The organism is Micromonospora lupini (assembly GCF_026342015.1).
Taxonomy (GTDB): Bacteria; Actinomycetota; Actinomycetes; order Mycobacteriales; family Micromonosporaceae; genus Micromonospora; species Micromonospora lupini_B.
The window spans coordinates 1,524,465-1,548,249 of sequence record NZ_JAPENL010000001.1 but is presented as its reverse complement, the minus strand read 5'-3'; the positions used below and the strand labels follow the sequence as shown (position 1 = coordinate 1,548,249).

The 23,785-nt window shown below is 69.6% G+C and carries 22 protein-coding genes; 7 read left to right on the top strand and 15 right to left on the bottom strand.

Annotation, left to right across the window (positions count from 1 at the left end):
- Positions 1–3: 3 nt before the first annotated feature.
- Entirely contained in the window at positions 4–1,896 is a 1,893-nt protein-coding gene (locus OOJ91_RS07080) for an ABC transporter ATP-binding protein (protein WP_266243747.1), read from the bottom strand.
- Between the two features lie 297 nt (positions 1,897–2,193).
- On the opposite strand from OOJ91_RS07080, the gene OOJ91_RS07075 reads away from it, so the two are divergent.
- The gene (locus OOJ91_RS07075; RefSeq protein ID WP_266245297.1) at positions 2,194–2,625 is read left to right on the top strand and encodes a cold-shock protein; all 432 of its coding nucleotides are present in this window, start codon (positions 2,194–2,196) and stop codon (positions 2,623–2,625) included.
- A 244-nt stretch (positions 2,626–2,869) separates the two neighbouring features.
- Here the strand turns inward: OOJ91_RS07075 and OOJ91_RS07070 are convergent, their stop codons facing one another.
- The 4 genes from OOJ91_RS07070 to glsA form a co-directional block, all read right to left on the bottom strand.
- Entirely contained in the window at positions 2,870–3,322 is a 453-nt protein-coding gene (locus OOJ91_RS07070) for a GNAT family N-acetyltransferase (protein ID WP_266243746.1), read from the bottom strand.
- Positions 3,323–3,581: 259 nt separating this feature from the next.
- Positions 3,582–4,901, bottom strand: coding sequence for an ammonium transporter (locus OOJ91_RS07065; RefSeq protein ID WP_266243745.1), 1,320 nt, complete (start codon positions 4,899–4,901; stop codon positions 3,582–3,584).
- A gap of 80 nt (positions 4,902–4,981) precedes the next feature.
- A complete protein-coding gene (glnII, locus tag OOJ91_RS07060) occupies positions 4,982–6,001 on the bottom strand; it encodes a glutamine synthetase (RefSeq protein ID WP_266243744.1) in 1,020 nt (339 codons plus the stop codon).
- Positions 6,002–6,066: 65 nt separating this feature from the next.
- Positions 6,067–7,752 carry a glutaminase A gene (gene glsA / locus OOJ91_RS07055; protein WP_266243743.1) on the bottom strand — a complete coding sequence of 562 codons (1,686 nt, stop codon included), beginning with the start codon at positions 7,750–7,752 and terminating at the stop codon, positions 6,067–6,069.
- 320 nt (positions 7,753–8,072) lie between these two features.
- On the opposite strand from glsA, the gene OOJ91_RS07050 reads away from it, so the two are divergent.
- Positions 8,073–8,765 carry a type 1 glutamine amidotransferase domain-containing protein gene (locus tag OOJ91_RS07050; protein ID WP_266243742.1) on the top strand — a complete coding sequence of 231 codons (693 nt, stop codon included), beginning with the start codon at positions 8,073–8,075 and terminating at the stop codon, positions 8,763–8,765.
- A 72-nt stretch (positions 8,766–8,837) separates the two neighbouring features.
- On the opposite strand, the gene OOJ91_RS07045 is transcribed toward OOJ91_RS07050, so the two are convergent.
- From OOJ91_RS07045 to OOJ91_RS07030, 3 genes are all read right to left on the bottom strand, one after another.
- Positions 8,838–10,451, bottom strand: coding sequence for an FAD-dependent oxidoreductase (locus OOJ91_RS07045; RefSeq protein WP_266243741.1), 1,614 nt, complete (start codon positions 10,449–10,451; stop codon positions 8,838–8,840).
- Positions 10,452–10,734: 283 nt separating this feature from the next.
- On the bottom strand, positions 10,735–12,033 hold the full coding sequence (locus OOJ91_RS34345) for a chitosanase (RefSeq protein WP_323178422.1): 1,299 nt from the start codon (positions 12,031–12,033) through the stop codon (positions 10,735–10,737).
- A gap of 41 nt (positions 12,034–12,074) precedes the next feature.
- Positions 12,075–12,974, bottom strand: a complete 900-nt coding sequence (locus tag OOJ91_RS07030) for a LysR family transcriptional regulator (protein WP_266243740.1) — start codon at positions 12,972–12,974, stop codon at positions 12,075–12,077.
- 70 nt (positions 12,975–13,044) lie between these two features.
- On the opposite strand from OOJ91_RS07030, the gene OOJ91_RS07025 reads away from it, so the two are divergent.
- Entirely contained in the window at positions 13,045–13,923 is an 879-nt protein-coding gene (locus OOJ91_RS07025; protein WP_266243739.1) for a dihydrodipicolinate synthase family protein, read from the top strand.
- A 33-nt stretch (positions 13,924–13,956) separates the two neighbouring features.
- On the opposite strand, the gene OOJ91_RS07020 is transcribed toward OOJ91_RS07025, so the two are convergent.
- Positions 13,957–15,582 (bottom strand): glycoside hydrolase family 43 protein, encoded by a 1,626-nt coding sequence (locus tag OOJ91_RS07020; RefSeq protein ID WP_266243738.1) that lies wholly within the window; start codon positions 15,580–15,582, stop codon positions 13,957–13,959.
- Between the two features lie 248 nt (positions 15,583–15,830).
- Here OOJ91_RS07020 and OOJ91_RS07015 point away from each other — a divergent pair, with 248 nt between their 5' ends.
- The 4 genes from OOJ91_RS07015 (at position 15,831) to OOJ91_RS07000 (ending at position 20,084) form a co-directional block, all read left to right on the top strand.
- Positions 15,831–17,126 (top strand): extracellular solute-binding protein, encoded by a 1,296-nt coding sequence (locus OOJ91_RS07015; RefSeq protein ID WP_266243737.1) that lies wholly within the window; start codon positions 15,831–15,833, stop codon positions 17,124–17,126.
- Between the two features lie 52 nt (positions 17,127–17,178).
- Positions 17,179–18,177: a carbohydrate ABC transporter permease gene (locus OOJ91_RS07010; RefSeq protein WP_266243736.1), complete on the top strand. Its 999-nt coding sequence runs from the start codon at positions 17,179–17,181 to the stop codon at positions 18,175–18,177.
- Positions 18,174–19,013: a carbohydrate ABC transporter permease gene (locus OOJ91_RS07005; RefSeq protein WP_266243735.1), complete on the top strand. Its 840-nt coding sequence runs from the start codon at positions 18,174–18,176 to the stop codon at positions 19,011–19,013. The genes OOJ91_RS07010 and OOJ91_RS07005 overlap by 4 nt, the downstream gene beginning before the upstream one ends.
- Positions 19,014–19,103: 90 nt before the next feature.
- The gene (locus tag OOJ91_RS07000; protein WP_439117051.1) at positions 19,104–20,084 is read left to right on the top strand and encodes a LacI family DNA-binding transcriptional regulator; all 981 of its coding nucleotides are present in this window, start codon (positions 19,104–19,106) and stop codon (positions 20,082–20,084) included.
- Positions 20,085–20,120: 36 nt separating this feature from the next.
- Here the strand turns inward: OOJ91_RS07000 and OOJ91_RS06995 are convergent, their stop codons facing one another.
- The 6 genes from OOJ91_RS06995 to OOJ91_RS06970 are packed head-to-tail and all read right to left on the bottom strand — an operon-like array spanning position 20,121 to position 23,688.
- Positions 20,121–20,828 carry a SanA/YdcF family protein gene (locus OOJ91_RS06995; protein ID WP_266243733.1) on the bottom strand — a complete coding sequence of 236 codons (708 nt, stop codon included), beginning with the start codon at positions 20,826–20,828 and terminating at the stop codon, positions 20,121–20,123.
- A 43-nt stretch (positions 20,829–20,871) separates the two neighbouring features.
- Positions 20,872–21,426 carry a Uma2 family endonuclease gene (locus OOJ91_RS06990; RefSeq protein ID WP_266243732.1) on the bottom strand — a complete coding sequence of 185 codons (555 nt, stop codon included), beginning with the start codon at positions 21,424–21,426 and terminating at the stop codon, positions 20,872–20,874.
- A gap of 41 nt (positions 21,427–21,467) precedes the next feature.
- On the bottom strand, positions 21,468–21,698 hold the full coding sequence (locus OOJ91_RS06985; RefSeq protein WP_266243731.1) for a hypothetical protein: 231 nt from the start codon (positions 21,696–21,698) through the stop codon (positions 21,468–21,470).
- Between the two features lie 4 nt (positions 21,699–21,702).
- Positions 21,703–22,986 carry a WXG100 family type VII secretion target gene (locus tag OOJ91_RS06980; protein ID WP_266243730.1) on the bottom strand — a complete coding sequence of 428 codons (1,284 nt, stop codon included), beginning with the start codon at positions 22,984–22,986 and terminating at the stop codon, positions 21,703–21,705.
- Positions 22,983–23,303 (bottom strand): type VII secretion target, encoded by a 321-nt coding sequence (locus tag OOJ91_RS06975; protein ID WP_266243728.1) that lies wholly within the window; start codon positions 23,301–23,303, stop codon positions 22,983–22,985. The genes OOJ91_RS06980 and OOJ91_RS06975 overlap by 4 nt, the downstream gene beginning before the upstream one ends.
- Positions 23,290–23,688, bottom strand: a complete 399-nt coding sequence (locus OOJ91_RS06970; protein ID WP_266243726.1) for a YbaB/EbfC family nucleoid-associated protein — start codon at positions 23,686–23,688, stop codon at positions 23,290–23,292. Before OOJ91_RS06970 ends, OOJ91_RS06975 begins: the two co-directional genes overlap by 14 nt.
- Between the last annotated feature and the right edge of the window lie 97 nt (positions 23,689–23,785).

Below are 23,785 nucleotides of genomic sequence, written 5' to 3'. Positions count from 1 at the left end.
GCCTCAGACGGCGACGCGTTGCTCCTGCACCGTCGGCTGGGCCTGGTCGAACTGGGTGCGGTACAACTCCTGATACCGGCCACCGGCGGCGAGCAGGTCGCCGTGTCGCCCACGCTCGACGATGCGACCGTCCTCGACGACGAGGATCTGGTCCGCCGCACGGATGGTGGAGAGCCGGTGCGCGATGACGACACTCGTCCGGCCGGTCAGGGCTTCGGCGAGGGCCTCCTGAACCGCCGCCTCGGAGGTGGAGTCGAGGTGTGCGGTGGCCTCGTCGAGGATGACCACGCGCGGACGGGCCAGCAACAGCCGGGCGATGGTGAGGCGTTGCCGTTCCCCGCCCGACAGCCGGTACCCGCGTTCACCGACGACCGTGTCGAGCCCATCGGGAAGTGAGCGGATCAGGTCGTCGAGGCGGGCCCGCCGAAGCACCTCCCACATCTCGTCCTCCGTCGCGTCCGGCTGAGCGAACGCCAGGTTGGCGCGGATGCTCTCGTGGAAGAGATGCCCGTCCTGGGTGACCACGCCCAGCGCGGTCCGGATCGCCTCGGCCGACAGGTCGCGTACGTCGACGTCGGCGAGCGTCACCGCGCCGTCCTCGACGTCGTAGAGGCGGGGGAGGAGCTGCGCGATCGTCGACTTGCCCGCCCCGGAGGAGCCGACGAGGGCGACCATCTGCCCCGCCTCGGCGCGGAACGACACCCCGTGCAGCACCTCCTCGCCGCCGCGGGCATCGAGCTTCACCACGTCCTCCAGGGACGCGAGCGACACCTTGTCCGCCGAGGGGTAGCCGAACCGGACCTTGTCGAACTCCACGGCGACCGGCCCGTCGGGAAGCGGACGCGCGTCGGGCCGGTCGAGGATCAGCGGCTTGAGGTCGAGAACCTCGAACACCCGCTCGAAGCTCACCAGCGCGCTCATCACCTCCACCCGAGCGCTCGCCAGCGAGGTCAACGGCGCGTAGAGGCGCGACAGCAACAGCGCGAGGGCAACCACGGTCCCGGCATCGAGGCTGCCCCGGAGGGCGTAGAGACCACCCAGCCCGTAGACCAGCGCCAGCGCCAGCGAGCCGACGACGGTGAGCGCGGTGATGAAGACCCACTGGAGCATGGCGGCACGGATGCCGATGTCCCGCACCCGACGCGCCCGTGCCGCGAACTCGGCCGACTCCTCGGCCGGCCGCCCGTACAGCTTGACCAGGGTCGCGCCGGGCGCGGAGAAACGTTCGGTCATCCGTGTGCTCATGGCCGCGTTGTGTTCGGCCGCCTCACGCTGCAGCTGGGCGAGCTTCGAACCCATCCGGCGCGCCGGGAGGACGAAGACGGGCAGCAGCACGAGCACCAGCACCGTGATCTGCCACGAGAAACTGAGCATCACCGCAAGCGTCAGCGCCAGGGTGACAGCGTTGCCGACGACCCCGGACAGGGTGTCGCTGAAGGCCCGCTGCGCGCCGATCACGTCGTTGTTCAGGCGGCTGACAAGCGCACCGGTGCGCGTCCGGGTGAAGAACGCCACCGGCATGCGTTGGACGTGGTCGAAGACGGCCGTCCGCAGTTGCACGATGAGCCCCTCACCGATGCTGGCGGACAGGAACCGCGTCACCAGACCCAGGCCGGCTTCGGCCAGGGCGATCACGGCGATCAGCACCGCCAACCGGATGACGACGCCGCTGTCGGCGCCGTCGACGATCGCCTCCACCACCCGTCCGGCGAGGACCGGTGCCGCCACCGTGAGGACCGCCGTCACCACACTCAACAGCAGGAACCTGATGATCAGGGCCCGGTGCGGCCGCGCGAACCCCGCGACGCGCTTCAGGGTGACACGGGACAGCGGTCGTTCTTCCTGCGCGTTCATCGCGTGGTGCAGAGACGTCCACGCGGTAAATTCCATGCTCATGCCTCACCTCCGATACCGGAGGTTAGGACCTCACCCGAGCTTGAGGTCAAGCCACCGCGCTGGGCATGCCAGCTCGGCGTGGCTCTGACCGAACACGCCGCGCGGGTCGCCATGCGAGCGTGTGCTGGTCACGGGAGCCCACCCTCGCGGTGAGCTGCAGACCCGCCGCGCGGGCAGTCCCCGGAACGGTCGGCCCGGCGATCGTGGAACCCCTGTCACGACGTGTTCGGTACCGTTGTCGGGCAGTGTGTGGAAGCTGTCGAGATCCTGGTTGAGTGGTGGGAGTGGGTGGTGGCTGTGTGGGCGGTAGGTAAGGTCATCCGGTTCGACGAGACACGTGGTTACGGTTTCATCGCGCCAGCGAAGGGCGGCGAGGACATTTTCGTCCACGCCAACGACTTCGGCGAGCAACGGCATCTGGTGCATCCCGGCATGCGGGTCGAGTACGAGGTGGAGGCCGGCGACCGTGGTCTGAAGGTGGCGGCCCTGCGGATCGTCGATCCGGTCGCGGTCTCCCGGCCGGAACGGGCACCGGACATCGTGCCGACGCGGACCGGGCAGACCGGTGAGGATGACGGGATGTGTGACGTCCTGTCGCCCCGCGAGTTCACCTACGAGGTGACGGAGTTGCTGATCGAGCGGGTGCCGACGCTGACCGGGGCCCAGATCGCCGCGATCCGGCAGTCGCTGGTCGACCACGCCAGATCGCACGGTTGGGTCGAGAGCTGAGCGCTGGCCCGTCCCGGTGCCCGGTGGCGTGCTGTCGTCATCGGCGTTCGGGTGCGAACGGCACCCGTAGGTCGATGCCCCGACGGGTCACGGCCAGCGCTCACCGATGAAGCTGACGCCGATGGTGAGTGGGATCGGACGGGCCGCCGCCCGCATCTCGAGCTGGTCGGCGAGCAGGCCGTAGCCGAGCATCGCGACAAGCGTGCCCGCTTGCCCGGCCGCCCACATCACTGTCGGTGCGGTGTCAGGCCGCGTCGTCGATGATGGCGCGGAAGCGATTCGCCAGGCGGATGGCCGGAGCGTTTTCCGACCTGATACGGGCTTGTTGCACGGAGTGGCCGTGTGCGACGGCGAGGCCGACCACGTGCCGGGCCACCGCGGTGCCGACTCCACGGCCCTGCCATGCGTCAGCGATCAACAGTGCGATCTCCGGCGGGCCGCCGTCCTGCCACAACAGGTGTGCGAGACCGATCGGCCCCGGCCACTGCGGGCAGGCGATGAGGAACGTGTAGCCGCGATCAGGGTCGATCAGGTGCCGCCACTCGGCGTGGCGGATCCGGTCTCGCGATGCGTGGTAGCGGGCCCTGCGGCTCTTCGCGGAGCATTCCCAGCGGTGCAGGTGGTTGACCGCCTCAAGATCGGTGAGAGTGGCGCGGCGAAGGTGCAGTCGGCGCCCGGCGGCTGTCAGCACGTCCACGTTGTCGTGCTGACTCTCGACGAGGAAACCCTGCGGCACGAATCTACTCCAAGGCTGGTAACGAAGGCCGTTCCGAGAACGCGGCACATCGTCGACTGATGCCTGTTCCGGCCCGAGAACCCGGCGGCCAACGGCGTCAACCTCACCCTCGACGCCGGACGGGCATAGCGCCCCCGGTGAGTGTGTGCGCCGCCGGACCGGGAGGGACGGCCCACCCTCCCGGTCCGGCTCTGCGGCGGCAGAGCTTCGACGCGGCCGCTCAGCGGGCCGACGGCCCGGTGGAGTCACCGACACTCTGGTGTCGGGCGGTCGGGGAGTGCGACCAGGTGCCGATCGTGCCGGCCGGAACGGTGTCCGCCTCCCTCGTGGCGAAGTCGTAGGCGTTCTCGGTGTGCAGGATCTGGTCGATCCCGGTGACCTCGTCCGAACGCGTCACCCGGAAACCGATGGTCACATCAATGATCTTGACCAGCAGCCACGTCAGCGCCAGGGAGTACGCCGCGACGGCGACGGCGCCGATCGCCTGCTTCAGCAACTGGCCCGCGCCAGCACCTGCCACGAGGCCGTCTGTCACGTCGAAGACCCCGATGAGGAGGGTGCCGACGACACCGCCGACCGCGTGCACAGCCACGACGTCGAGCGAGTCGTCGTAGCCGAACCGGTCCTTCAGGCTGACGGCCCAGGCGCAGCCGACGCCGGCGATGACACCGATGGCGATCGCACCCCAGACGTTCACGACCGCGCAGGCCGGGGTGATGGCCACCAGGCCGGCGACCGCTCCCGAGGCGGCGCCAAGCGAGGTGAAACCGCCCTTGCGGACCCGCTCCCACAGAAGCCAGCCGATCAGACCGGCGCCGGCCGCCACCTGCGTGTTCATGAAGGCGACACTTGCGGTGCCGTTCGCGGCGAGGGCCGATCCGGCGTTGAATCCGAACCAGCCGAACCAGAGCAGGCCCGAGCCGAGCATCACGAGGGGCAGGCTGTGCGCCCGCATCGACTCCCGCCGGAAGCCGACCCGATTGCCGAGCACCAGTAGCGCACCGAGGGCGGCCATGCCCGCGTTGATGTGGACCGCAGTGCCTCCGGCGAAGTCCTTGACGCCGAGCCTGTAGATCCAGCCGTCGGACTGCCAGACCCAGTGGGCCACCGGGAAGTAGACAACTGTCACCCAGAGGGCGACGAACAGCATCCACGCGCCGAACCTGGCGCGGTCGGCGATCGCCCCGCTGATCAGCGCCGGCGTGATGACAGCGAACATCATCTGGAAGACCGCGAAGGCAAGCACCGGAACGCTGCCGGTCAACGTGGTGTCGGAGATTCCGCCCATGCCCACGTTTGACAGGTCACCGACAAGTCCGCGCCCACCCACGTCCTCGCCGAAGGCGAGCGAGTATCCGTAGGCCACCCAGAGAACGCTGACGATGCCCAGGCTGACGAAGCTCATCAGCAGCATGTTGACAACGCTCTTCGCGCGCACCATGCCGCCGTAGAAGAACGCCAGTCCCGGGGTCATCAGCATGACCAGCGCGGCGCTGGTCAGGACGAATGCGGTGTCACCCGCGTCGAAGCCTTCGGGCATCGATGTGCACTCCACGTGTTGAGCGCCACCGCGTCACAGCGGCGGCGGTTGGGTTTCGTACAAGAGGAGGGGCCGGTGCCTCAGGCGAGGTCCGCCGCCTCCAAGGCGGTGCAGCAGGTGTCGACGATGAGCCGGGTGACGGTGTACGGGTCGACGTTGGCATTCGGTCGACGGTCCTCGATGTAGCCCTTCTTGTCGATCTCCACCTGCCACGGGATGCGGACGGAGGCGCCACGGTCGGAGACGCCGTAGCTGTACTCGCTCCAGGGCGCCGTCTCGTGGGCGCCGGTAAGGCGGGCCTCGACGCCGGCGCCGTAGCTGCGGATGTGCTTCAGGGGCTTGTCGCCCCGGCCGAGGGACTCGCAGGCCTCGATGATCGCCGCGTAGTTCTCGCGCATCGCGCCGGTGGAGAAGTTGGTGTGGGCGCCGGCGCCGTTCCAGTCACCCCGTGCGGGCTTGGGCTCCAGGGTGGCCGAGATGCCGTAGTCCTCGGCCGTGCGGTGCAGCAGCCAACGGGCGATCCAGAGCTGGTCGGCGACCTCCAGCGGCGACAGGGGGCCGACCTGGAACTCCCACTGGCCGGGCATGACCTCGGCGTTGATGCCGGAGATGGTCAGGCCGGCGGCCAGGCAGTTGTCCAGGTGCTTCTCGACCACGCCGCGGCCATAGATCTCGTCCGCGCCGACACCGCAGTAGTAGCCACCCTGCGGGGCCGGGTAGCCACCGTCGGGGAAGCCCAGCGGGCGGGAGCCCTGGAAGAACGTGTACTCCTGCTCGATGCCGAACAGGGGCTGCTGGGCCGCGAACCGGTCGGCCACCGGGCGCAGCAGGGCCCGGGCGTTCGACTCGTGCGGGGTGCCGTCGATGTTGAACACCTCGCACAGCACCAGCAGGTGCGCCCCACCGCGGATCGGGTCGGGGTACGTGGCGACCGGCTCCAGGACCCGGTCGGAGCTGCGGCCCTCGGCCTGGTTGGTGCTGGAGCCGTCGAAGCCCCAGGTACCCGGCTCGACGCCGTCGGCGATGATCTTCGTCTTCGACCGAAGCTTCGCTGTCGGCTCGGTGCCGTCGATCCAGATGTATTCAGCCTTGTACGCCATGTGTCTCTTTCTCCTGTGTTCGGGCCGGATGGCCAGTCGAAATCGTGTTCGGACGAGTGCCGGGCTCAGACCGCCGCGAGCGACGCGTCCGTTCGCACGAGGTGGGTGTCCGCTGCCGGACTCGCAGCGCGTAGCGCCGACGTGAGCACAGTGACGACCCGGTCGTGTGCGCCTCGCTCGGCGTCGTAGAGCGGGGTGCCTCCCCAACGGTCCCGCAGGGTTGGATCGGCCCCGCGGTCCAGGAGGTACTGGACCACGTCGAGGTTCCCCTCGGAGGCGGCCAGGTGCAGCGCCGTACGTCTGTCGTAGTCGGCGGAGTTGGGGTCCTTTCCCGCCGCCAGCGCGAGCCGGACGTACTCCAGGTCACCGTGGCTGGCGGCCCACAGCAACCGCGTGGTCGACGCCACCTCCTCCTCGTTGCGCCCGCGCCGCGGGTCGCGTTTGCCGGAGTCCTCGCCGGTGGCCAGGGAGTCGTAGACGTGGAAGTTGAACCGGTTGACGAGGGCCTCGCAGAAGGCGACCCCTCGGACGGAGTTGCCCAGCGCGTCGAGGCGCGGCGACCAGACGCAGATGCCCAGCACGCCGGGAACCACGATCATGAGTCCGCCCGAGACGCCGCTCTTCGCCGGCAGACCGATCGTGAAGGCGAACTCCCCGGAGTAGTCGTACATCCCGCACGACGACATCAGGGACAGGCACTTGCGTACGGTGTCGGCCGAGAAGATCCGCTCCCTGGTGAGGGGATTGACGCCGCCGTTGGCAAGCGAGGCGGCGACAACCGACAGCGAGCGTGCGTCGACCTCGATCGAGCAGCACTGGAAGTAGAACTCAAGCGTCTCGGTGAGGTCCGTCCCGTCCGGGAAGGCACGGTGCTCACGCATGAAGTAGCCGAGGGCGAAGTTCCGGTCGGCAGTGCGGCGTTCCGAGAGGTAGACGGCGTTGTTGAACCCGACCGCCCCGCCACCGGCCAACCTGCGCCACGTCTCGGCGACGTGGTCGAAGCGGTCGGCCATCTCCCAACTGGGGCGCAGCAGCGAGCAGCACATGATGGCCCCGGAATTGATCATCGGATTGTGCGGGAGCCCTTCGCTGTTCAGCGTCAGCTCGTTGAATCCGCGACCGCTGGGCTCCCGCCCCACATGCCTGTGGACCTGCTCGGCGCCGTGCTGTTCCAGCGCGAGACAGTAGTTGATGGGTTTGCAGACCGACTGGACGCAGAAGACAGTCTCGGCGTCTCCAAGCGCCAGCCGCTGACCGTCGGTGGTGCACAACGCGATTCCGAACTTCTCCGGATCGACGCGGCCCAGTTGCGGGATGTAGTCGGCGACCTGGCCCTCGTCGACACCCCGGAGCCCTTCGTAGATCGCGAAGATCTCCGTTCGGAGCGCGGCGAAGTCCGGAATGACGAGATCACCGCGAAGCGACTTCTCCATGACGCCGCCGCCCGCCCTGCACAGTGCGATGAAGCGGGTCAGGTCGATGCGTGCTGGCCCCTCGGCGCCCACGGCGGGACGCAGCTCGCCCCAGACCTGGGCCAGCCGCGGATCAGCCTCCGAGATCCCCGCCGCGAGCAGCCGGTTGGCAAGGTCGGTCAACGAGACAGTGCCCTGCGCGTCGACGGTGAAGGAGGCGAACAGTTTCCCGTATTCACCGGCTCCCGAATCGTCGGTGGATGACGTTTTGTCGGGGCTGCCCGACCACGCCTGCTCGATGCGACCAGCCGTGGTTCGGGGTTTCTTGATCGTGGGCATGACCTGGCTCGACCACTCCGTAGAAAGTTTGTGTCAATGCGACCACCGGCCTGGTTGCTCGCGCCTCACGGCATTCGGCCGGCCAGCCTCGCACATTCGAAAGGCTACGTGGGGCCAGTGCACATTCGCTTTATTCCGACTGACCAACGGCAGGTCAGAGGGTGTGCATCGACATCGGTGCCGAGCCTTTCCTGTCGTCAACTATTCGTAAACCGCGGCCACGTACAACTACCAAGCCGTGACGGGCCTCATCCTCGGCCCAGGAATGATCACGGCGAACCAGGGCACGTAGGAGCCAACTGATGATGCAAGGAGTGGACATGACACGGGTACTGATGGTGTTGACCTCGCACGACCAGTTGGGCGACACCGGGCACAAGACCGGCTTCTGGCTCGAGGAGCTGGCCGCGCCCTACTACCGGTTCCGGGACGCGGGGTGGGACGTGACGCTCGCCTCGCCCCGGGGCGGCCGGGCGCCCCTGGACCCGAAGAGCGACGAGCCGGACTTCCAGACCGACCAGACCCGCCGGTTCACGGCGGACGCCGAGGCGCAACGTCAGCTCGAGACGACGGTACGGCTCGACTCGGTGTCCGTCGACGACTTCGACACCGTCTTCTACCCGGGTGGCCACGGCCCTCTCTGGGACCTCGCCGAGGACAACGACTCGATCAGGCTGATCGAGCAGGTCGTCGCGGCGGGCAAGCCGATCGCGCTGGTGTGCCACGCGCCGGGCGCGTTGCGGCACTGCGCGACGTCCGAGGGCAAGCCCCTGGTCGCCGGGAAGCGGGTCACCGGGTTCACCGACAGCGAGGAGGAGTACATGGGCCTGACCACCGTCGTGCCCTTCCTCGTCGAGGACGAGTTGGTCGCCAAGGGCGCCGAGTTCTCCAAGGCGGGTAACTTCGAGTCCTACGTGGTGAGCGACGGGCTGCTCATCACGGGCCAGAACCCGGCTTCCTCGGGTCCGGCGGCGGATCAGCTGATCTCGCTGGTGAGCCGGGCCGGCGCGTAACCTCGATCGTCTCCGTCCGGCGGGACCACTGTGCGGGCCCGCCGGACGGTCGACACCGATCGGAGACCACGCTCAGCCGGCCCGTACGGCGTGCACGGCGGAGACCGCGGCGGCGCCTTCACCGACAGCGGTGGCCACCCGCTTGGTGGAGCCGGAGCGGATGTCGCCGACCGCGAAGACACGGGGAGCGCTGGTCTGGAACGGCAGCGGCGCCTGGTGCGTGCCGGGAGGCAGCCGGCTGTCGGTAAGCACGAAACCGTTGTCGTCGGTGGCGATGCCCTTCATCCAGTCCGACGCCGGGTCGGCGCCGATGAAGCAGAAGAGCCCTCGGCAGACAAGCCTCTCGCGTTCGCCCCCCGACGCCACGACGATCGCCGTCAGGGTGTCGTCACCCTGAAGCTCTCGCAGGGTGCTGCGGGTGTGGACGCGGATCTCCGGATGGGCGTGAATCCGGTCGGCCAGGTACGTCGACATCTTCGCCCCGAGGTCGGCTGAGCGCACCACCAGATGCACAGTGCAGCCGCGCGCGGCCAGGGAGAGGGCCGCCTGCCCGGCCGAGTTGGCGCCGCCCACGACCGCCACCGGCTGCGACTCGTAGCCGCGCAGGTCAAGCTCGGTCGCGGCGTACCTGATGCATCCGCTCTGCTCGAACTCCGCCCAGCGCTCGATGTCCAGGCGTCGGTAACGCGCTCCGGTGGCGGCGACGACCGCGGACGTCTCGATTCGGGTCCCGTCCGCCAGCTCGACGACGGGCCGCGACTCGTCCGAGACATCGAGGCCGACCGCCGCGCAGGGGGCGTAGATCTGCACGCCGAACTTCAGCGCCTGGATCATCGCCAGCCGGGCCAGATGCTCGCCGCTGACACCTGCGGGGAAGCCGAGGTAGTTCTCGATCCGCGCGCTCTTGGCCGCCTGGCCGCCCAGGCCGGTGCCGTCCAGCAACACGGTGACGAGGCCCTCGGACGCGCCGTAGACCGCAGCGGCCAGCCCCGCCGGCCCGGCACCGACCACGATCAGGTCAGGATTACGCGCCGTGGCGACATAGGTCAGGCCGAGCGCCTCCGCGACAGTGCCCGGGGTGGCGCGATGCAGTACCCGTCCGGCCGTGACCGCGACCGGAAGGTCGTCCTCGCCGACGCCTGTCGTCCGCATGAGCTCCCGACCGGCCGGCGAGGCCGCGTCGAGCCAGACGTGCGGGAGGAGCATCTGGGTCACGTACGTGCGCAGCTCCAGCGATTCCGCCGCGTGCGGCCGACCGACGATCTCCAGGGCGTTGCCGGCGGCACCGCGCATCAGTTCACGCCGAGCGCGGAACGTCTCGATCAGGACGTCGGCGATGTCGACCTGCTCGGCGAGCACGCGGCGCAGTTCCGGGGCCGAGATCCGGACGACAGTCCCGGCCGCGACGACACGGACCGTGAGGAAGACCTGCTGCCCGGTGAGGAGACTCAGTTCGCCGAGGAACTCGCCTGGTCCGCGCCGGTAGATGAGGCGCTCAGGCTCCAGCGCCGTCGCGTCGCGGACCGCCTCCGCGGTGGCCGTCCGCAACAGGAAGAAGTCGTAGGAGTTGTCGCCGGCGGCGTACAGATCCTGTCCCGGCTGGACTTCTTCCTCGGTGCCGTAGCTGGCGAGGCGGTCGAACTGCTCCGTGTCGAGGACAGGGCCGTCGGCGTCTCCGGTGCTCATGCTCGAACGATAGGTTCCGCGTGTTGACGACAAGTGAATCCTCGGCCGGCGGGCGCAGGAACCCTCCACTCGCTGACCACCACGTCACGTCGTTCTTGCGGCGCTGGACCATCCGGTCGCGCGCGAACAGGGCCGGGACCGCCTCCCGGAGGGCGACGACCCGAGCCCCGACCAGCGGCAGACCTCCTCGACTGGGCTGAGCCCCGCGTCGTCAGCGTCGAGGCGGGGTCGCGCACGGGGGACGGCTCAGGGCGCCGCGCGGGCGGCGCCCTGAGCGTCTGCGTCAGCCGATGCGGAACTGCTGGCCGTAGACGGCGAACGTCAGCGGCGTGTTCAGGTTGAAGTTGCCGTTGTTGAGGAACACCCGCTGGGCGGTGTCGACGCGGGACGTGTCCGAGTGGGCTTCCTCCTTGCGCATCTCGATGACCCGCTCGTCGAGGAACGCGTTGAGCCAGGTCCGCTCGTCGCCGCCCTGGGCCGGCGGCTTCGCGCGGGCGAGGGCGCGGCTGCGGATCTGGCGCATGCCCTCGTACCCGTGCATGACGGCCGCGTCGTAGTAGGCGAACTGGCCGAGTGCCCGGACCTGGTCGTTCTTGCCGTCGCGGACCGACGGGTTGAAGTACACCCGGTCCCGCTCGGCCTCCTGCGCGGCCCGGAACATCGAGTCGTTGGCGGCGGTGCGCCAGTCGCGGGGGAAGTTGGGGTCGAGCCCGGCGTGCGACGCGGTGCCGTTGACGTTGCGCAGCGCCGGCAGGTAGCCGGCAAGCACGTTGCCCGGCTTGCTGTTGGTGTACGCCTCGACCAGTTCGAGCATGTCGCCGGTGCCGGAGCAGAAGCCGATGATGCCTGCGGTGTAGCCGCGGCCGTCGCCGATGTCCTCGATGTAGGAGAACTGTGCGCGCCAGTCGAGCGAGGAGTTCTCGGCCGCCGAGACGAGCTGCATGGCGACGTCCTTCTTCGCCGCGTCGTCGAGGTTGGTGCCGGCCGGCGCGGTGGCGGTCGGCGTGGGGGTTGTGGTGCCGCCGCCCGGCAGGGTCCACAGCTGGTTGGTGGTGCCGCCGCAGGTCCAGATCTGCAACCGCGCGCCGTTGGCGGTGCTCCGGTCGGTCACGTCGAGGCACTTGCCCGACGCGGAGTTGATCAGGGCGCCACTGCTGGCCGTCCACTTCTGGGCGCCGGTGTTGTTGCAGTCGTACAGCTGGATCTTGGCGCCGTTGGCTGTCGACGCGGCGGTGACGTCGAGGCACTTGCCGAGCGCGCGGATCGAGTTGTCGGTGTTTCCGACAGTCCACGTCTGGGCCGCGCTGCCGTTGCAGTCGTAGAGCTGCACCGCCGTGCCGTTGGCCGAATTGGCGCCGGCGACGTCGACGCACTTGCCACCGAGGCCGGTGATCGGGCCGGCGGTCGCGGCGCTGGCCGACGGCAGGCCGTAGCCGACGGCAGCGACGCCGATCAGCAGGGTGCCGACGACGTAGGCGGCTGTTCTCTTGCGCACCATGGTGTTCCTCGGGGGAAGGGGCGGCGTGCCGCCGGCCGGTCGGTGCCCGGCGCGGCGATCGGCCCCGGCGGGCACCGCGAGCATCAGGAAACAGTATTAACAGATAGCGGTACGTCGATCAACTGTCAATCGAGGAAGGCGGTGGTAGCCCTGCGTAGCGCGGAGACGCACGCGACCACCGCGGGATGACCGCCCGCGCCCCTGCGGTAGGCGACGCGCGTGCGGCGGCGCATGGCCAGCGGCAGGAGCCGGACCTGCGGGGAGGGCTGCGCGATGGCGAGCTGTGGAATGAGGGCGACGCCCTGACCGGCGGCGACGAGAGCGAGCATGGCGTCGAAATCGTCGGCGTGATGTCGCACCGCCGGAGTGAAGCCCGCCATCTGGCAGGCGTGCACTGCCACCGCGTGGCAGAGCGTGCCGGGGCTGCCGATGATCCACTGCGCGTCGCGCGCTCCGCCGATCGGGTCGGCGGTGGTGTCGGTCGCTGCGGCGTCGTGGGGTACGGCGAGGAAGACGGTCTCCTCCAGCAGCGCGATCGAGTCCAACGCCGGGTCGGGTGGGGTCGGCGCGATGTCGTAGTCGTGCAGCAGCGCGACGTCGAGCCGGCGGCTCCGCAGGGCGGCCGGCATGCCGACCGGGTCCAGCTCACTGATCATGAGGTCCAGCGCGGGATGGTCGCGGGCCAGGGTGACCAGGGCGGCCGGCAGCAGGGTGCGTACGGCGCTGGGAAAGGCCCCGATGCGGACGCGGCCGTGCAGACCGGTGCGGGCGGCCGCCACTGTCGCGTCGGCGGCCTCCAGCGCGGCGAGGATGACCTCGGTGTGCCGCACGAGCGCGGTGGCGGTCGACGTGAGGCCGACCCGGCGTCCGGTGCGCTCCAGCAAGCGGGTGCCCGCCTCCCGTTGCAGGGCCGCCAGTTGCTGCGAGACGGCGGACGGCGTGTACGCGTGCGCCTGGGCGACCGCGGCGATGGTGCCGAGGCGGGCCAGATCCCGCAGCAGGATCAGACGGCGCACGTCAAGCATCAGCTCAGCTTACGTATTGGTTGAGCAATCGGAACTGGACCTTGCCGGTTGGTCGGCCGAGAGTGGAGGCATGACCCTGACCGGCCTGTACGTCCCGCTGATCACGCCGTTCGACCGGGCGGGGCGCGTCGCCACCGACGCGCTGACGGCCCTCGCGACCGAGGCCCTGGATGCCGGCGCGGCCGGTCTGGTCGCGCTCGGCACGACGGGGGAGCCGGCCGCGCTCAGCGACGAGGAGCGCGGCACGGTGCTCGACGTCCTGGCCGCGGTCTGCCGTGCGCGCCGCGCGCACCTGCTCGTCGGGGCCAACAGCGTCGAGGCGCTGCGCGCCCTGTCCGACCGGCCCGAGGTGACGGCGGCGCTCTGCCTGGTGCCCCCGTTCCTCCGACCCGGCGCGGCGGGAGTGCTCGCCTACTTCACCCACCTCGCCCAGGCCAGCCCGGTGCCGCTTGTCGTCTATCACGTCCCGTACCGCACCGGGCAGCAGCTCAGCGCCGGCGATCTGCGGCAGCTCGCCGGCCTGCCCGGTGTCATAGGCATCAAGTACGCAGGCGGGGGGATCGACGGGGACACCGTCGACTTCCTCGCCGACATCCGGCCCGGCTTCGCCGTCCTCGGTGGCGAGGACCCGCTCATCTCCCCACTGCTAGCCCTCGGCGCGCACGGCGCCATCGCGGCCTCAGCCCAGGTCGCCGCCGTGGACTTCGTCCAGTTGGTCGCGCACTGGCACGCGGGCGACGTCGCCTGTGGACGAACGCTCGGCCATCGGCTCGCGGGCCTGTCGGCGGCGCTGTTCGCCGAGCCCAACCCGACGGTGATCAAGTCGGTGCTGCACGCGCAGGGTCGCATCCCGACGGCCGCCGTACGGCTGCCGCTGCTCCCCGCCGGTCCGGACGCCGCGCGGCGGGCGCTGCGGCGCCTGGACGAGCTGACGAGCGCGTCGAGGTGACCGGACGGCGCCCGCCGGGCCGCGTCCGCGTGGTCAGTGCTCCCGGTAGGTGGCCCGGTCGAAGTCGGCGTACACCCCGTCGCCGCCCAGGTCCTGCACCCACAGGCCGACGAACGCCCCGGTGAAGCCCCATGCCGCAGGCTCCCCGTCGATGATCAGGGCGGCGTGCTCGTCGGACAGGATTGTCGCGTCCAGGTCCACAGGCAGCCGCTGCCAACCCGCGCCGAGGTCGTAGTCGAAGCGCACCACGGGCCCGTCGAACACCGCCCGCAGACCGACCCGGTCGACACCGCTCGCATCGACGCTCAGATCCGGGTACGGCGTGCGCCGCCCGTTGTCGGAGCTGAGCAGATCCAGCACCGTACGTCCGTCGTCGGCGCGGGTCAGGTAGAGGTGGTGCCAGTTGAGGGTGTTGTAGTACGCGGTGATCCCGGCGAGCTGACGGTGGTCGACCGGCTCGAACTCGACAACTGTCTCCAGCGAGCAGTGCGTCGCGCCGACACGTCGCGCGACCAGGCTCGGAGCCTGCCGACCCACCGGCGACTGCCCACCGTGGACCCGCAGGTGCGAGGGGCGGGAGCGCAGGTCGACCCAGTCCGCGGTGGCCGGCCGCCGCAGCGTCGACCAGCAGGAGCCCAGCTCGGCGGCGTCGAAGTCGTCGGTGGTGGGCTCCTCCGGCCACGGATGCGGGGCCAGGTCGGGAGCGGCGACCTCCTCGGCGGGCACCCCTCCGGGAATCCGGGGCCAGCCGCCCGACTGCCACTCGACACGCTGGATCGCGGTCTCCCGGCCCAGCACGCAGTTGCCCAGCGGCGAGTAGGGGCGGCCGACCAGGTGGGCCAGATACCACCCGCCGTCCGGGGTCTGGACCAGGCTGCCGTGACCGGCCTTCTGCAACCGCAGGTCCGGCCGACCCACGGAGCTGAGCAGCGGCCCGTCCGGGTCCACCTCGTACGGGCCGAACAGCTCCCGCGAGCGCGCCACAGTGACCTGGTGTTCCCAGCTCGTGCCGCCCTCGGCGGTGATCAGCCAGTACCAGCCGTCGTGGCGGTACAGGTGCGGGCCCTCGGTGACCCCGACCGGCGTGCCGGTGAACAGGATGCGCGGACGGCCGACGAGACGACGCGCCGCGCGATCGTACTGCTGGATCTCGATGCCACCGAAGCGGTCCCGGCCGGGTCGCCAGTCGGCGCTCATGCTCAGCAGCCAGCTGGTGCCGTCGTCGTCGTGGAACAGGGCGGCGTCGAAGCCGCGCCCGTGCAGTTTCACCGGATCCGACCAGGGGCCGGCGATGTCGGGCGCGGTGATCAGGAAGTTCTGCGGATCCCAGTAGCCGCTGGCGAAGCTGGCCACGTCACTGTAGACGAGGTGGAACTCCCCATCGTGGTACGTCAGGTCGGGCGCCCACACACCGTTGGAGTCGCCGCAGCCACGCAGGTCGAGCAGGCGGCGGTCGGTGATGATCCCGCCCAGGGGTCGCCAGTTCACCAGGTCGCGCGAGTGGTGCACGCGTACCCCCGGGTACCACTCGAACGTCGACGTGGCCAGGTAGAAGTCGTCGCCGACGCGCAGGATCGACGGATCCGGGTGGAACCCGGCGAGGACGGGGTTGCGGATCGACCAGGCAGCGGTCGCCACGTCAGCGGTGTCGGTCGACACGAGGGCTCCTCTGTGCGGCTATGAAACTTCCGGAAACTTGCGGGACCAGATCACTGGAAGCCCCTCGTACGGTAGCCGGTCTTATCGCGATAGGACAGGGGTCTTGACCGCTGGGGGAACTGCTCGTAGCGTCCCGGCCATCGATCGGTAATACCGACGAAGCAATGAAAGTTCCGGAGATCCAGGTTCGAACCCTTGCCGGCTCGGCCGGCGTCCGAGCAACCCGTGAGTCCCCGAAGGGATGGATCATGACAGCGCACCTTTCCCGCCGATCGCTGCTCGGCCTCGCCGGCGCCGGCGCCGGCGCCTACCTGCTCAGCGCGTGTAGCGGCGACGAGAAGTCAAGCGACCCGAACGCCCCGCAGACCATCAACTGGTGGCACATCCAGAACACCGAGCCGATGCTGCCGGTCTGGGCCGCGATGGCAAACGAGTACAAGACCGCGCACAGCAACGTCACGTTCACCATCCAGCCGCTGGAGAACGAGGCGTTCAAGGCCAAGCTGACCACCGCCACGCAGGCCGGCGACCCGCCGGACCTCTTCCAGTCGTGGGGCGGCGGCGTGCTCAAGCAGCAGGTCGACGCGGGTCTGGTCAAGGACCTCACCGACGACCTGAAAGACCTGGTCGCCGGCATCCTGCCCGCCGCCATGCAGCCGTACACGATCGACGGCAAGATCTACGGCATCCCGTTCGACATCGGCATGGTCGGGTTCTGGTACAACAAGGACCTCTTCGCCCGCGCCGGCATCACCGAGACGCCCACCACCTGGGCGAATCTGCTCGAAGCGGTCGGCAAGCTCAAGACCGCAGGCATCACTCCGGTCGCCCTCGCCGGCAAGGACAAGTGGCCTGCCCACTTCTACTGGTCCTACCTGGCCATGCGCATCGGCGGCGTCGGCGCGCTGCAGAAGGCCGTCGACGACAAGAACTTCGACACCCCCGAACTCGCCGCCGCCGGTGAGCGCCTCAAGGAACTCGTCGACCTGCAGCCCTTCCAGAAGGGCTTCCTCGGCGCCGAGTTCGGCTCGCCCGACGGGCAGGCCGCCACCATGGGCAACGGCAAGGCGGGCATGGAGCTGATGGGTCAGTGGGCGCCGGCGGTCCAGGCGTCCAGCTCCACCAGCAAGAAGGGCATCGGCGACAAGCTGGGCTTCTTCCCGTTCCCGGCCGTGGACGGCGGCAAGGGCACCTCCACCGAGGTCTTCGGCGGCGGCAACGGCTTCGCCGTCGGCAAGGACGCGCCGGCCGCCACCATCGACTTCCTGAAGTTCCTGCTCAGCGTCGACAACCAGCGCCGGTCCGCGAAGACCGGCGCGGTGCTGCCCACGGTGAAGGAAGCCACCGACGCCATCAGCGACCCCAACAACAAGGTCGTCGCGGAGACCCTGGCCAAGAACACGGGCTTCCAGCTCTACCTCGACCAGGCGTACGCGCCCGCTCTCGGCCAGCAGATCAACGACAGTGTCGCTGAGATCATCGCCGGCAAGAAGGCGCCTGCGGCGATCCTCAAGGACATCACGCAGGTGGCGAAGACCGTCTGACCGTGTCCCCGTATCCATCCCTAGCCGGCGATAGAACCCGAGTGGAGTAGGCATGACCAGGCCATCGACCGTGTCGGACACGAGGCGCGGCGACACGGCGACCGATCCGCCGGCACCGGGGCCGGGCACCACGCGTCAGCGTGGCCGCCAGCCCCGGCCGGGGCGGGGTGGCGTCCTCGCCGTCTTCCTGGCGCCTGCCCTGGCGCTGTTCCTGCTGCTGGTGGTCGCGCCCATCCTGGTGGCCGGCTACGCCAGCCTCTACAAGTGGAACGGCTTCGGGCTGCCGGAGAACTTCGTCGGGCTGGACAACTACACACGCGCCTTCAGCGACCCGACGTTCCGGGGCGACCTGTGGCGCGGCCTCGTACTGGTGCTGCTGTCGCTTGCCGTGCAGTTGCCCGCGGCGCTGGCCCTGGCCATGCTCCTCAACCAGCCGCTGCGCGGCCGGGCCGCGTACCGGCTGATCTTCTTCGCCCCGTACGTGCTCTCCGAGGTCACTACGGCCGTCCTGTTCACCCTTGTCTTCTCGCCCAACCGGGGCCTTGGCGAGTCGGTCTCCCGGTGGTTGGGCGCCGACGCGGGCGCCGTCTTCGCCGACCCGGACACCGTGCTGTTCGCCGTCTTCCTGGTGGTGTCCTGGAAGTACTTCGGCCTCTACATGATGCTCTTCCTGGCCGCCCGTCAGGGCATCCCGAAGGAGCTGTCCGAGGCCGCGGTCACCGACGGCGCCACCGCCTGGCAGGCGTTCCGCCACGTCACCCTGCCCCTGCTCGGCCCGACGATCCGGATCAGCATCTTCCTGTCGGTCATCGGCACCATCCAGCTGTTCGACATGGTCTGGGTGCTGACCGGCGGCGGCCCGATCCACACCTCGGAGACGATGGCCGTCACGATGTACCAGTACGGCTTCCGCCGCTTCGAGGTCGGCTACGCCAGCGCGATCAGCATCGTCATGTTCCTGCTGAGCCTCGTCTTCGCCCTGTTCTACCAGCGCATCGTCCTGCGTCGGGACACCGCGGGCGCGATCACCAACCAGGGAGGCCAGCGATGACCGCCACGACCAGTCGCGCCCAGCGGACCCGCAGCCTCGTCCTGCACCTCATCTGCATCGGCGTCGGCGCGCTCATCGTCGTGCCGGTCTGGTTCGGCGTGATCGGGGGCTTCAAGGACAACGGCCAACTGTCGACGAACCCGCTGGGCCTACCCGACCCGTGGGTGCCGCAGAACTACACCGACCTCTTCGCCTCCGGGGTGTTCTGGCGACAGCTCGGCAACAGTCTGCTCATCGCCGTCAGCAGCACCGTCATCGTGGTCGGCGCCGCGGCGATGGCGGCGTTCGTCTTCGCCCGCTACGCCTTCCGGGGCCGCGAGTTCCTGGTCACCCTGTTCGCGATCGGCCTGATGTTCCCGTTCGCGGTGGCCATCCTGCCGCTGTTCGTCCTGCTCCGCAGCATGGGCCTGCTGGACAACCCACTCGGCGTCATCCTGCCCCAGGCCGCGTTCGGGCTGCCGATCACCATCATCATCCTGCGCCAGTTCTTCCGGACCATCCCCGCCGAGGTGGAGGAGGCCGCAGTCCTCGACGGTTGCAGCTCCTTCGGGTTCTTCTGGCGGGTCCTGCTGCCGATGGCCCGTCCCGCCCTGGCCACCGTCTCGGTGCTGGCCGTCGTGACGAGCTGGAACAACTTCATGCTCCCGCTCGTCGTCTTCAGCGACCAGAGTTGGTGGACCCTCCCCGTCGGGGTCCAGGCCTTCCAGGGCCAGTACGCCGACGACACCGCACGGGTGCTCGCCTACGTCGTGCTGTCCATGATTCCCGCCCTGGGCTTCTACGCCGTGGCCGAACGCCAACTCATCGGGGGCCTGACCGGCAGCGTCAAGGGGTGACGGCACCGGATCGCCAAGCCACCTGAAGAGTCCCGCCAGACGAAGGAGCGGACCGTGGGCTCCGACAACGGCCGAAACGTCACCATCGCAATGATCGCGCGACTGGCCGGTGTGTCAGTGCCCACGGTCTCCCGGGTCATCAACGGCCGCTCCGACGTCGCTCCCGAGACCCGGGAGCGCGTCGAGGCGCTACTCAACCACCATGGCTACCGCCGCCGTACCCAGGCCCGGCGGACCGAGGCCGCACTTATCGACCTGGTCTTCAACGACCTGGACAGCCCCTGGGCCGTGGAGATCATCCGCGGGGTGGAGGACGTCGCCCGTGCCAATGGCGTCGGCACCGTCGTCTCCGCCATCCACTGGCGCATCTCCTCGGCCAAGCAGTGGCTGGACAACATGCGGACCCGATCCACCGAGGGCGTCATCTTCGTCACCTCGATGGTGAACCCTCCTCTGCAGGCGGAGTTGCGCCGGCTGCACCTGCCGGTGGTCATCATCGACCCGGCCGGTGTCGACCCGCAGGAGTCACCCACCATCGGCGCCACCAACTGGGCGGGCAGCCTGAGCGCCAACCAGTACCTGCTCGGCCTCGGTCACCGCCGCATCGGCTTCATCGCCGGCCCACCACACCTGATGTGCAGCCGGGCCCGGATGGACGGCTACCGCGCCGCGCTCGGCGCCGCAGGCATCGCCGTCGACGACGCCCTCATCCGACCCGGCAACTTCTATCACGAGGCCGGTTTCACCTCGGGTACGCAACTGCTGGCCCTGCCCGACCCACCCACCGCCATCTTCGCCTCCAGCGACCAGATGGCGCTCGGCGTCTACGAGGCCGTCCGCAAACGCGGCCTGCGGGTGCCCGACGACATAAGCGTGGTCGGCTTCGACGACCTGCCGGAGGTTCGCTGGTGCTCCCCGCCGCTGACCACCGTCCGCCAGCCACTGGCCGAGATGGGCATGCTTGCCGCCCGGACGCTACTGCGGCTCGCCGGGGGCGAGAAGACCGAGAGCCCGCGCATCGAACTCGCCACCGAACTCGTCGTCCGCGACAGCGCCAGACCACCCCGGTGACCGGCGCGGTCGGCGCGACAGGATTCGGTGCTGACGTCAGGTGTCGCGGAGGGCGTCGTCGACCCCCGTCTCGCGGCGGCCCAGGTGTGCCGGGTCCCGGCCGGAGAGCACATCCAGCGCCGCCTTCAGGCAGGCGCCGTTCTCCCGGGTGGCGCTGATCCGCCACGTCGGCGCGTACCGCTTCGCGGTCTCGTCACCCACACCGTTGGCGTCGATGCCGAGACGCCTGCACAGCGCCACGGCGCGGGGGAGATGGAACGACTGGGTCACGACCGTCGCGCGCCTCACCCCGAAGATCCGCTGCGCCCGCGCGCAGGAGTCGTACGTGTCGAAGCCGGCGTAGTCCAGGACCACCTTCCGCGCGGGCACACCCCGCTCGACGAGCCACCGCAGCATCGCCGCAGGCTCGTTGTAGTCAACGTTCATGTTGTCGCCGGACACCAGGATCGCGCCCACCCTGCCCCGCTCGAACAGTCGTCGGGCGATGTCCAGGCGGGCCGCGAGAAAGGGTGACGGCGTGCCGTCGGCGTCCACCTGGGTGCCCAGCACCAGGGCGACCGGCGCGGCCGGCACCTCGGCCTCGTCATAGAGGTGGCCCTCCGCGGCGCCGCGGACCCAGGCCACGCTGGCGACCGTGCCTCCGGCCAGCAGCACCGCACCCACGACCAAGGCCAATGAGGTACGACGGACGAACCGCCGATGCTTCCCGTACCACCGCGCGACAGTGCCGAATCGTCCCCGCATCCCGCGAGAGTATGCGGACCGCGCCGTCAAGAACGGCCCGGGTTCAGCCGAGGTCGTGCTCCTCGGGGGAGGTGTTGAGGATCCAGGCGAGCGGCATGGTCGCGCGGGCTACGTAGTGGTCGCCCTCCAGCCGGTGCATGGTGACGGTCTGCGTCGAATCCTGATCGACCACCCAGTACTGAGGGATGGCGGCGGCAGCGTACTCATTGCGCTTGGTCACCGTATCGACACCCTCCGAGCCTGGCGAGATGATCTCGATCACGAGGAGCACGTCGGCGACGGGCAGCCAGACAGCGTCCGTCTGCGCCTTGCTCCACACCACCAGGTCCGGAATTCGTCCACCCACACCGCCGTCGCGACCGGGGATTCGAAGCCCGACCGCCTGCGCGACACGATCGGCCGGGAGACCGCCCTGCGCGAGCCACACCATGAGCCGGGTCGCGATGATCGCGTGGGCGTATCCCGGCGGCGGCATGATCGAGACGACTCCCTCGGGGCTGATTTCATACCTGTGGTTCTCGTCTGCGGCCATCATCGCGGTGAGGTCGTCGAGCGTCACGACAGGGGGCATGTACCTGCCGACGGCCTCGGAGCTCATGCACGCATCGTACCGGCTTGTGGTGGAGAACAGCGGTTGCGTCAACTGGCGAACAGCATCCTCGGGGGGAATTCGCCGCTTGAACGCCAGGCGTTGACGATCTTCGCCGTGATCGCGCTGGCGGCCGAGTTGAAGTCTCCATCCTCGACTTGTGCCTCAAGAGTGCTGGGGTCGATCGTGAGAATCCGATCGAACCTGTCTTCGAATCCGAACTCGTAGCGGACTCCGGTCGCGGTGGCGTCGATCCGCCTGGCGGCCACCATCATGCCCATCGCGCTAGCTCCCCGTGGTTGCGTAGTCCTCGTAGGTGGGCCCGGGAATCGACGACTCCCAGTTGGAGACCCTGTTGGCTGCCAGGTGTGCTTCCCGGTAGTCGGCCTGCGGATGTGTCCTGTAGTACCGCAGTTCAGCCAGTTCGTGTTCCAGAAGAACGTAGTCCTCCGGTAACGGATCGCCGCGCCGCAGACGGAGCCACGCCTCGGCCATTGGTGCGCTTGGATCGTACCGTTGACGGATGATCCCACCTGAATAGTCGTCCATCGGATGTTCGTCAAAGAAGACGTGCCGCCGGATCTGCGCAACCTCCTCCCGGGTGAAGCCCGTGGAGCCGTCGAGACGAGGGGCAGCCCCGAGGTGATCAGCGATCGTGTTCACATCGTCGTGCTGACGGATCGCGTCATACGCCTCTCCTGCCCAGCGTTCCTGCCGTCCGTAGTCATCGACCTTCCGAGGACGCGTGCTGTGACCGCCATGAACATCACGTTGCTCCGCGCGAGTCCTGGCTGACTGGGTAGGGCTGCCACGTTGCAGCCGACCCAATGCCTGCCTCAGCTTCTCGATGAGGTCGCCGAGGCGGCGAACTTCCGGGCTGAGTCGGCGGAGGCTTGCCAGTAGCGCCCGCAGCAGTCGCGCGATCCGCGCTCCCCAGGAGGCGACCAGCGTCGTCACCTGTTCCACGACCAGTGGTGTGGCGAGGCCGGCGGTGGCGACGAGTTCACCGGCGTACACGATGAGGTGGGAGACGCAGGTGGCGATGGCGTCGCGGACGAGGAGTCGGACGGCTGCGACGAGGCCGGCGGCACCTTCGGTGATCGCGGCCATGGTGTCGGCGCCTTGGGCGAGGCCGATGATGGCCTGGTTTTGCTGGGCGGCCCAGGTGCGGTAGGCGGGGCCGGCGCTGCCGCCCCAGCCGGCGACGTCGGCGCGAACGGCGGCGCCCAGCGCGGCGGCCTCGGTGTGGAGGGAGGCTGCGATGTTGCGCCAGGTCTGGGCGTGGGCGGTGATCTGGGCGGGGTCGCCGGCGAGCCAGTCGAGGGCTTCGCTGAGGGGTTTGACGTGTTCGATGAGCCAGGCGATGCCGTACTGGAGTAGCGCGCCGGCCGGGTCGGAGACGAAGGCGAGGGCGTCCAGACCGGCGCTGACGACGCCGAGGCTGCCGTCGATCCAACTGCCGTTGTGTACGCCCTGGGCGATGAGGTCGATGTCCTCGCAGATCCAGATGCCGGCCCAGGCGGTGGGTGGCGTGTCGGGGGCCGATGCGACGAGCGGGTTGACCGTCACAGTCCGCCCCGAGGCTGGCGCAGACGTTGGTCGGCGCGGGTGTCGGAGGCCCGGTAGCGGTCGGCGCCGACTCGCAGTTTCCCGGCGGTGTCCCGTACGGATTCGGCGGCAGCGCCGACGCCGTTGACAAGCGTGCGTTGTAGCCCGTCCAGCAGGGTGGGCATGACCGCGCAGAGTTGCCCGTACGCGTCGGCGTCCAGCCGGACGTGTTGACCGGCCTGACGGGCGGTGTCGACCCGGTCGGCGATGCGGTCGAGGCGGGCGGCGTGGGCGATCAGGGCGTCGGGATCGACCCGCACCTCATCACCGCCGGGCATCGGACGACCCCGGGTCGGGCCGGAGTCGGCTGCGATAGGAGTCGACGATGGCCTGGGCGCTCACCTCGTCGCCGAGGGTCTCGGCGGTGGCGTCGGTGATCTGCCGCAGCAGGTCGGCGTGCGCGGCGGTGGTGGTTTCCAGGATCTGCCGGGCGGTGTGTGCCGAGGAGTGCTGCCGGACCCGTTCGTCGAGGCGAAGACCGGTCAGCAGGCCGGACGAGTCGACGGTCACCACGACGGACCGGTCGGGGCTGGTGGCGGTGCCGGTGAGCGCCCGCAGCCGTGCGGAGAGGGCTGTCGCCCGGGCGGCCCGCTCGGTCACGGAGGCTTCCCACTCGTCGAGGCGACGCCCCGCCGCGTCGAGCGCGGCGTCGTCCGCCCACATGCCGACCCCCCGCGAAACATCGGCGCCCATCACCGTCAAGCCGTCGCCACGTTACCAACCGGTGGCGCTGCGTGTCGTCCCCCGTGGCGGCGCTGCG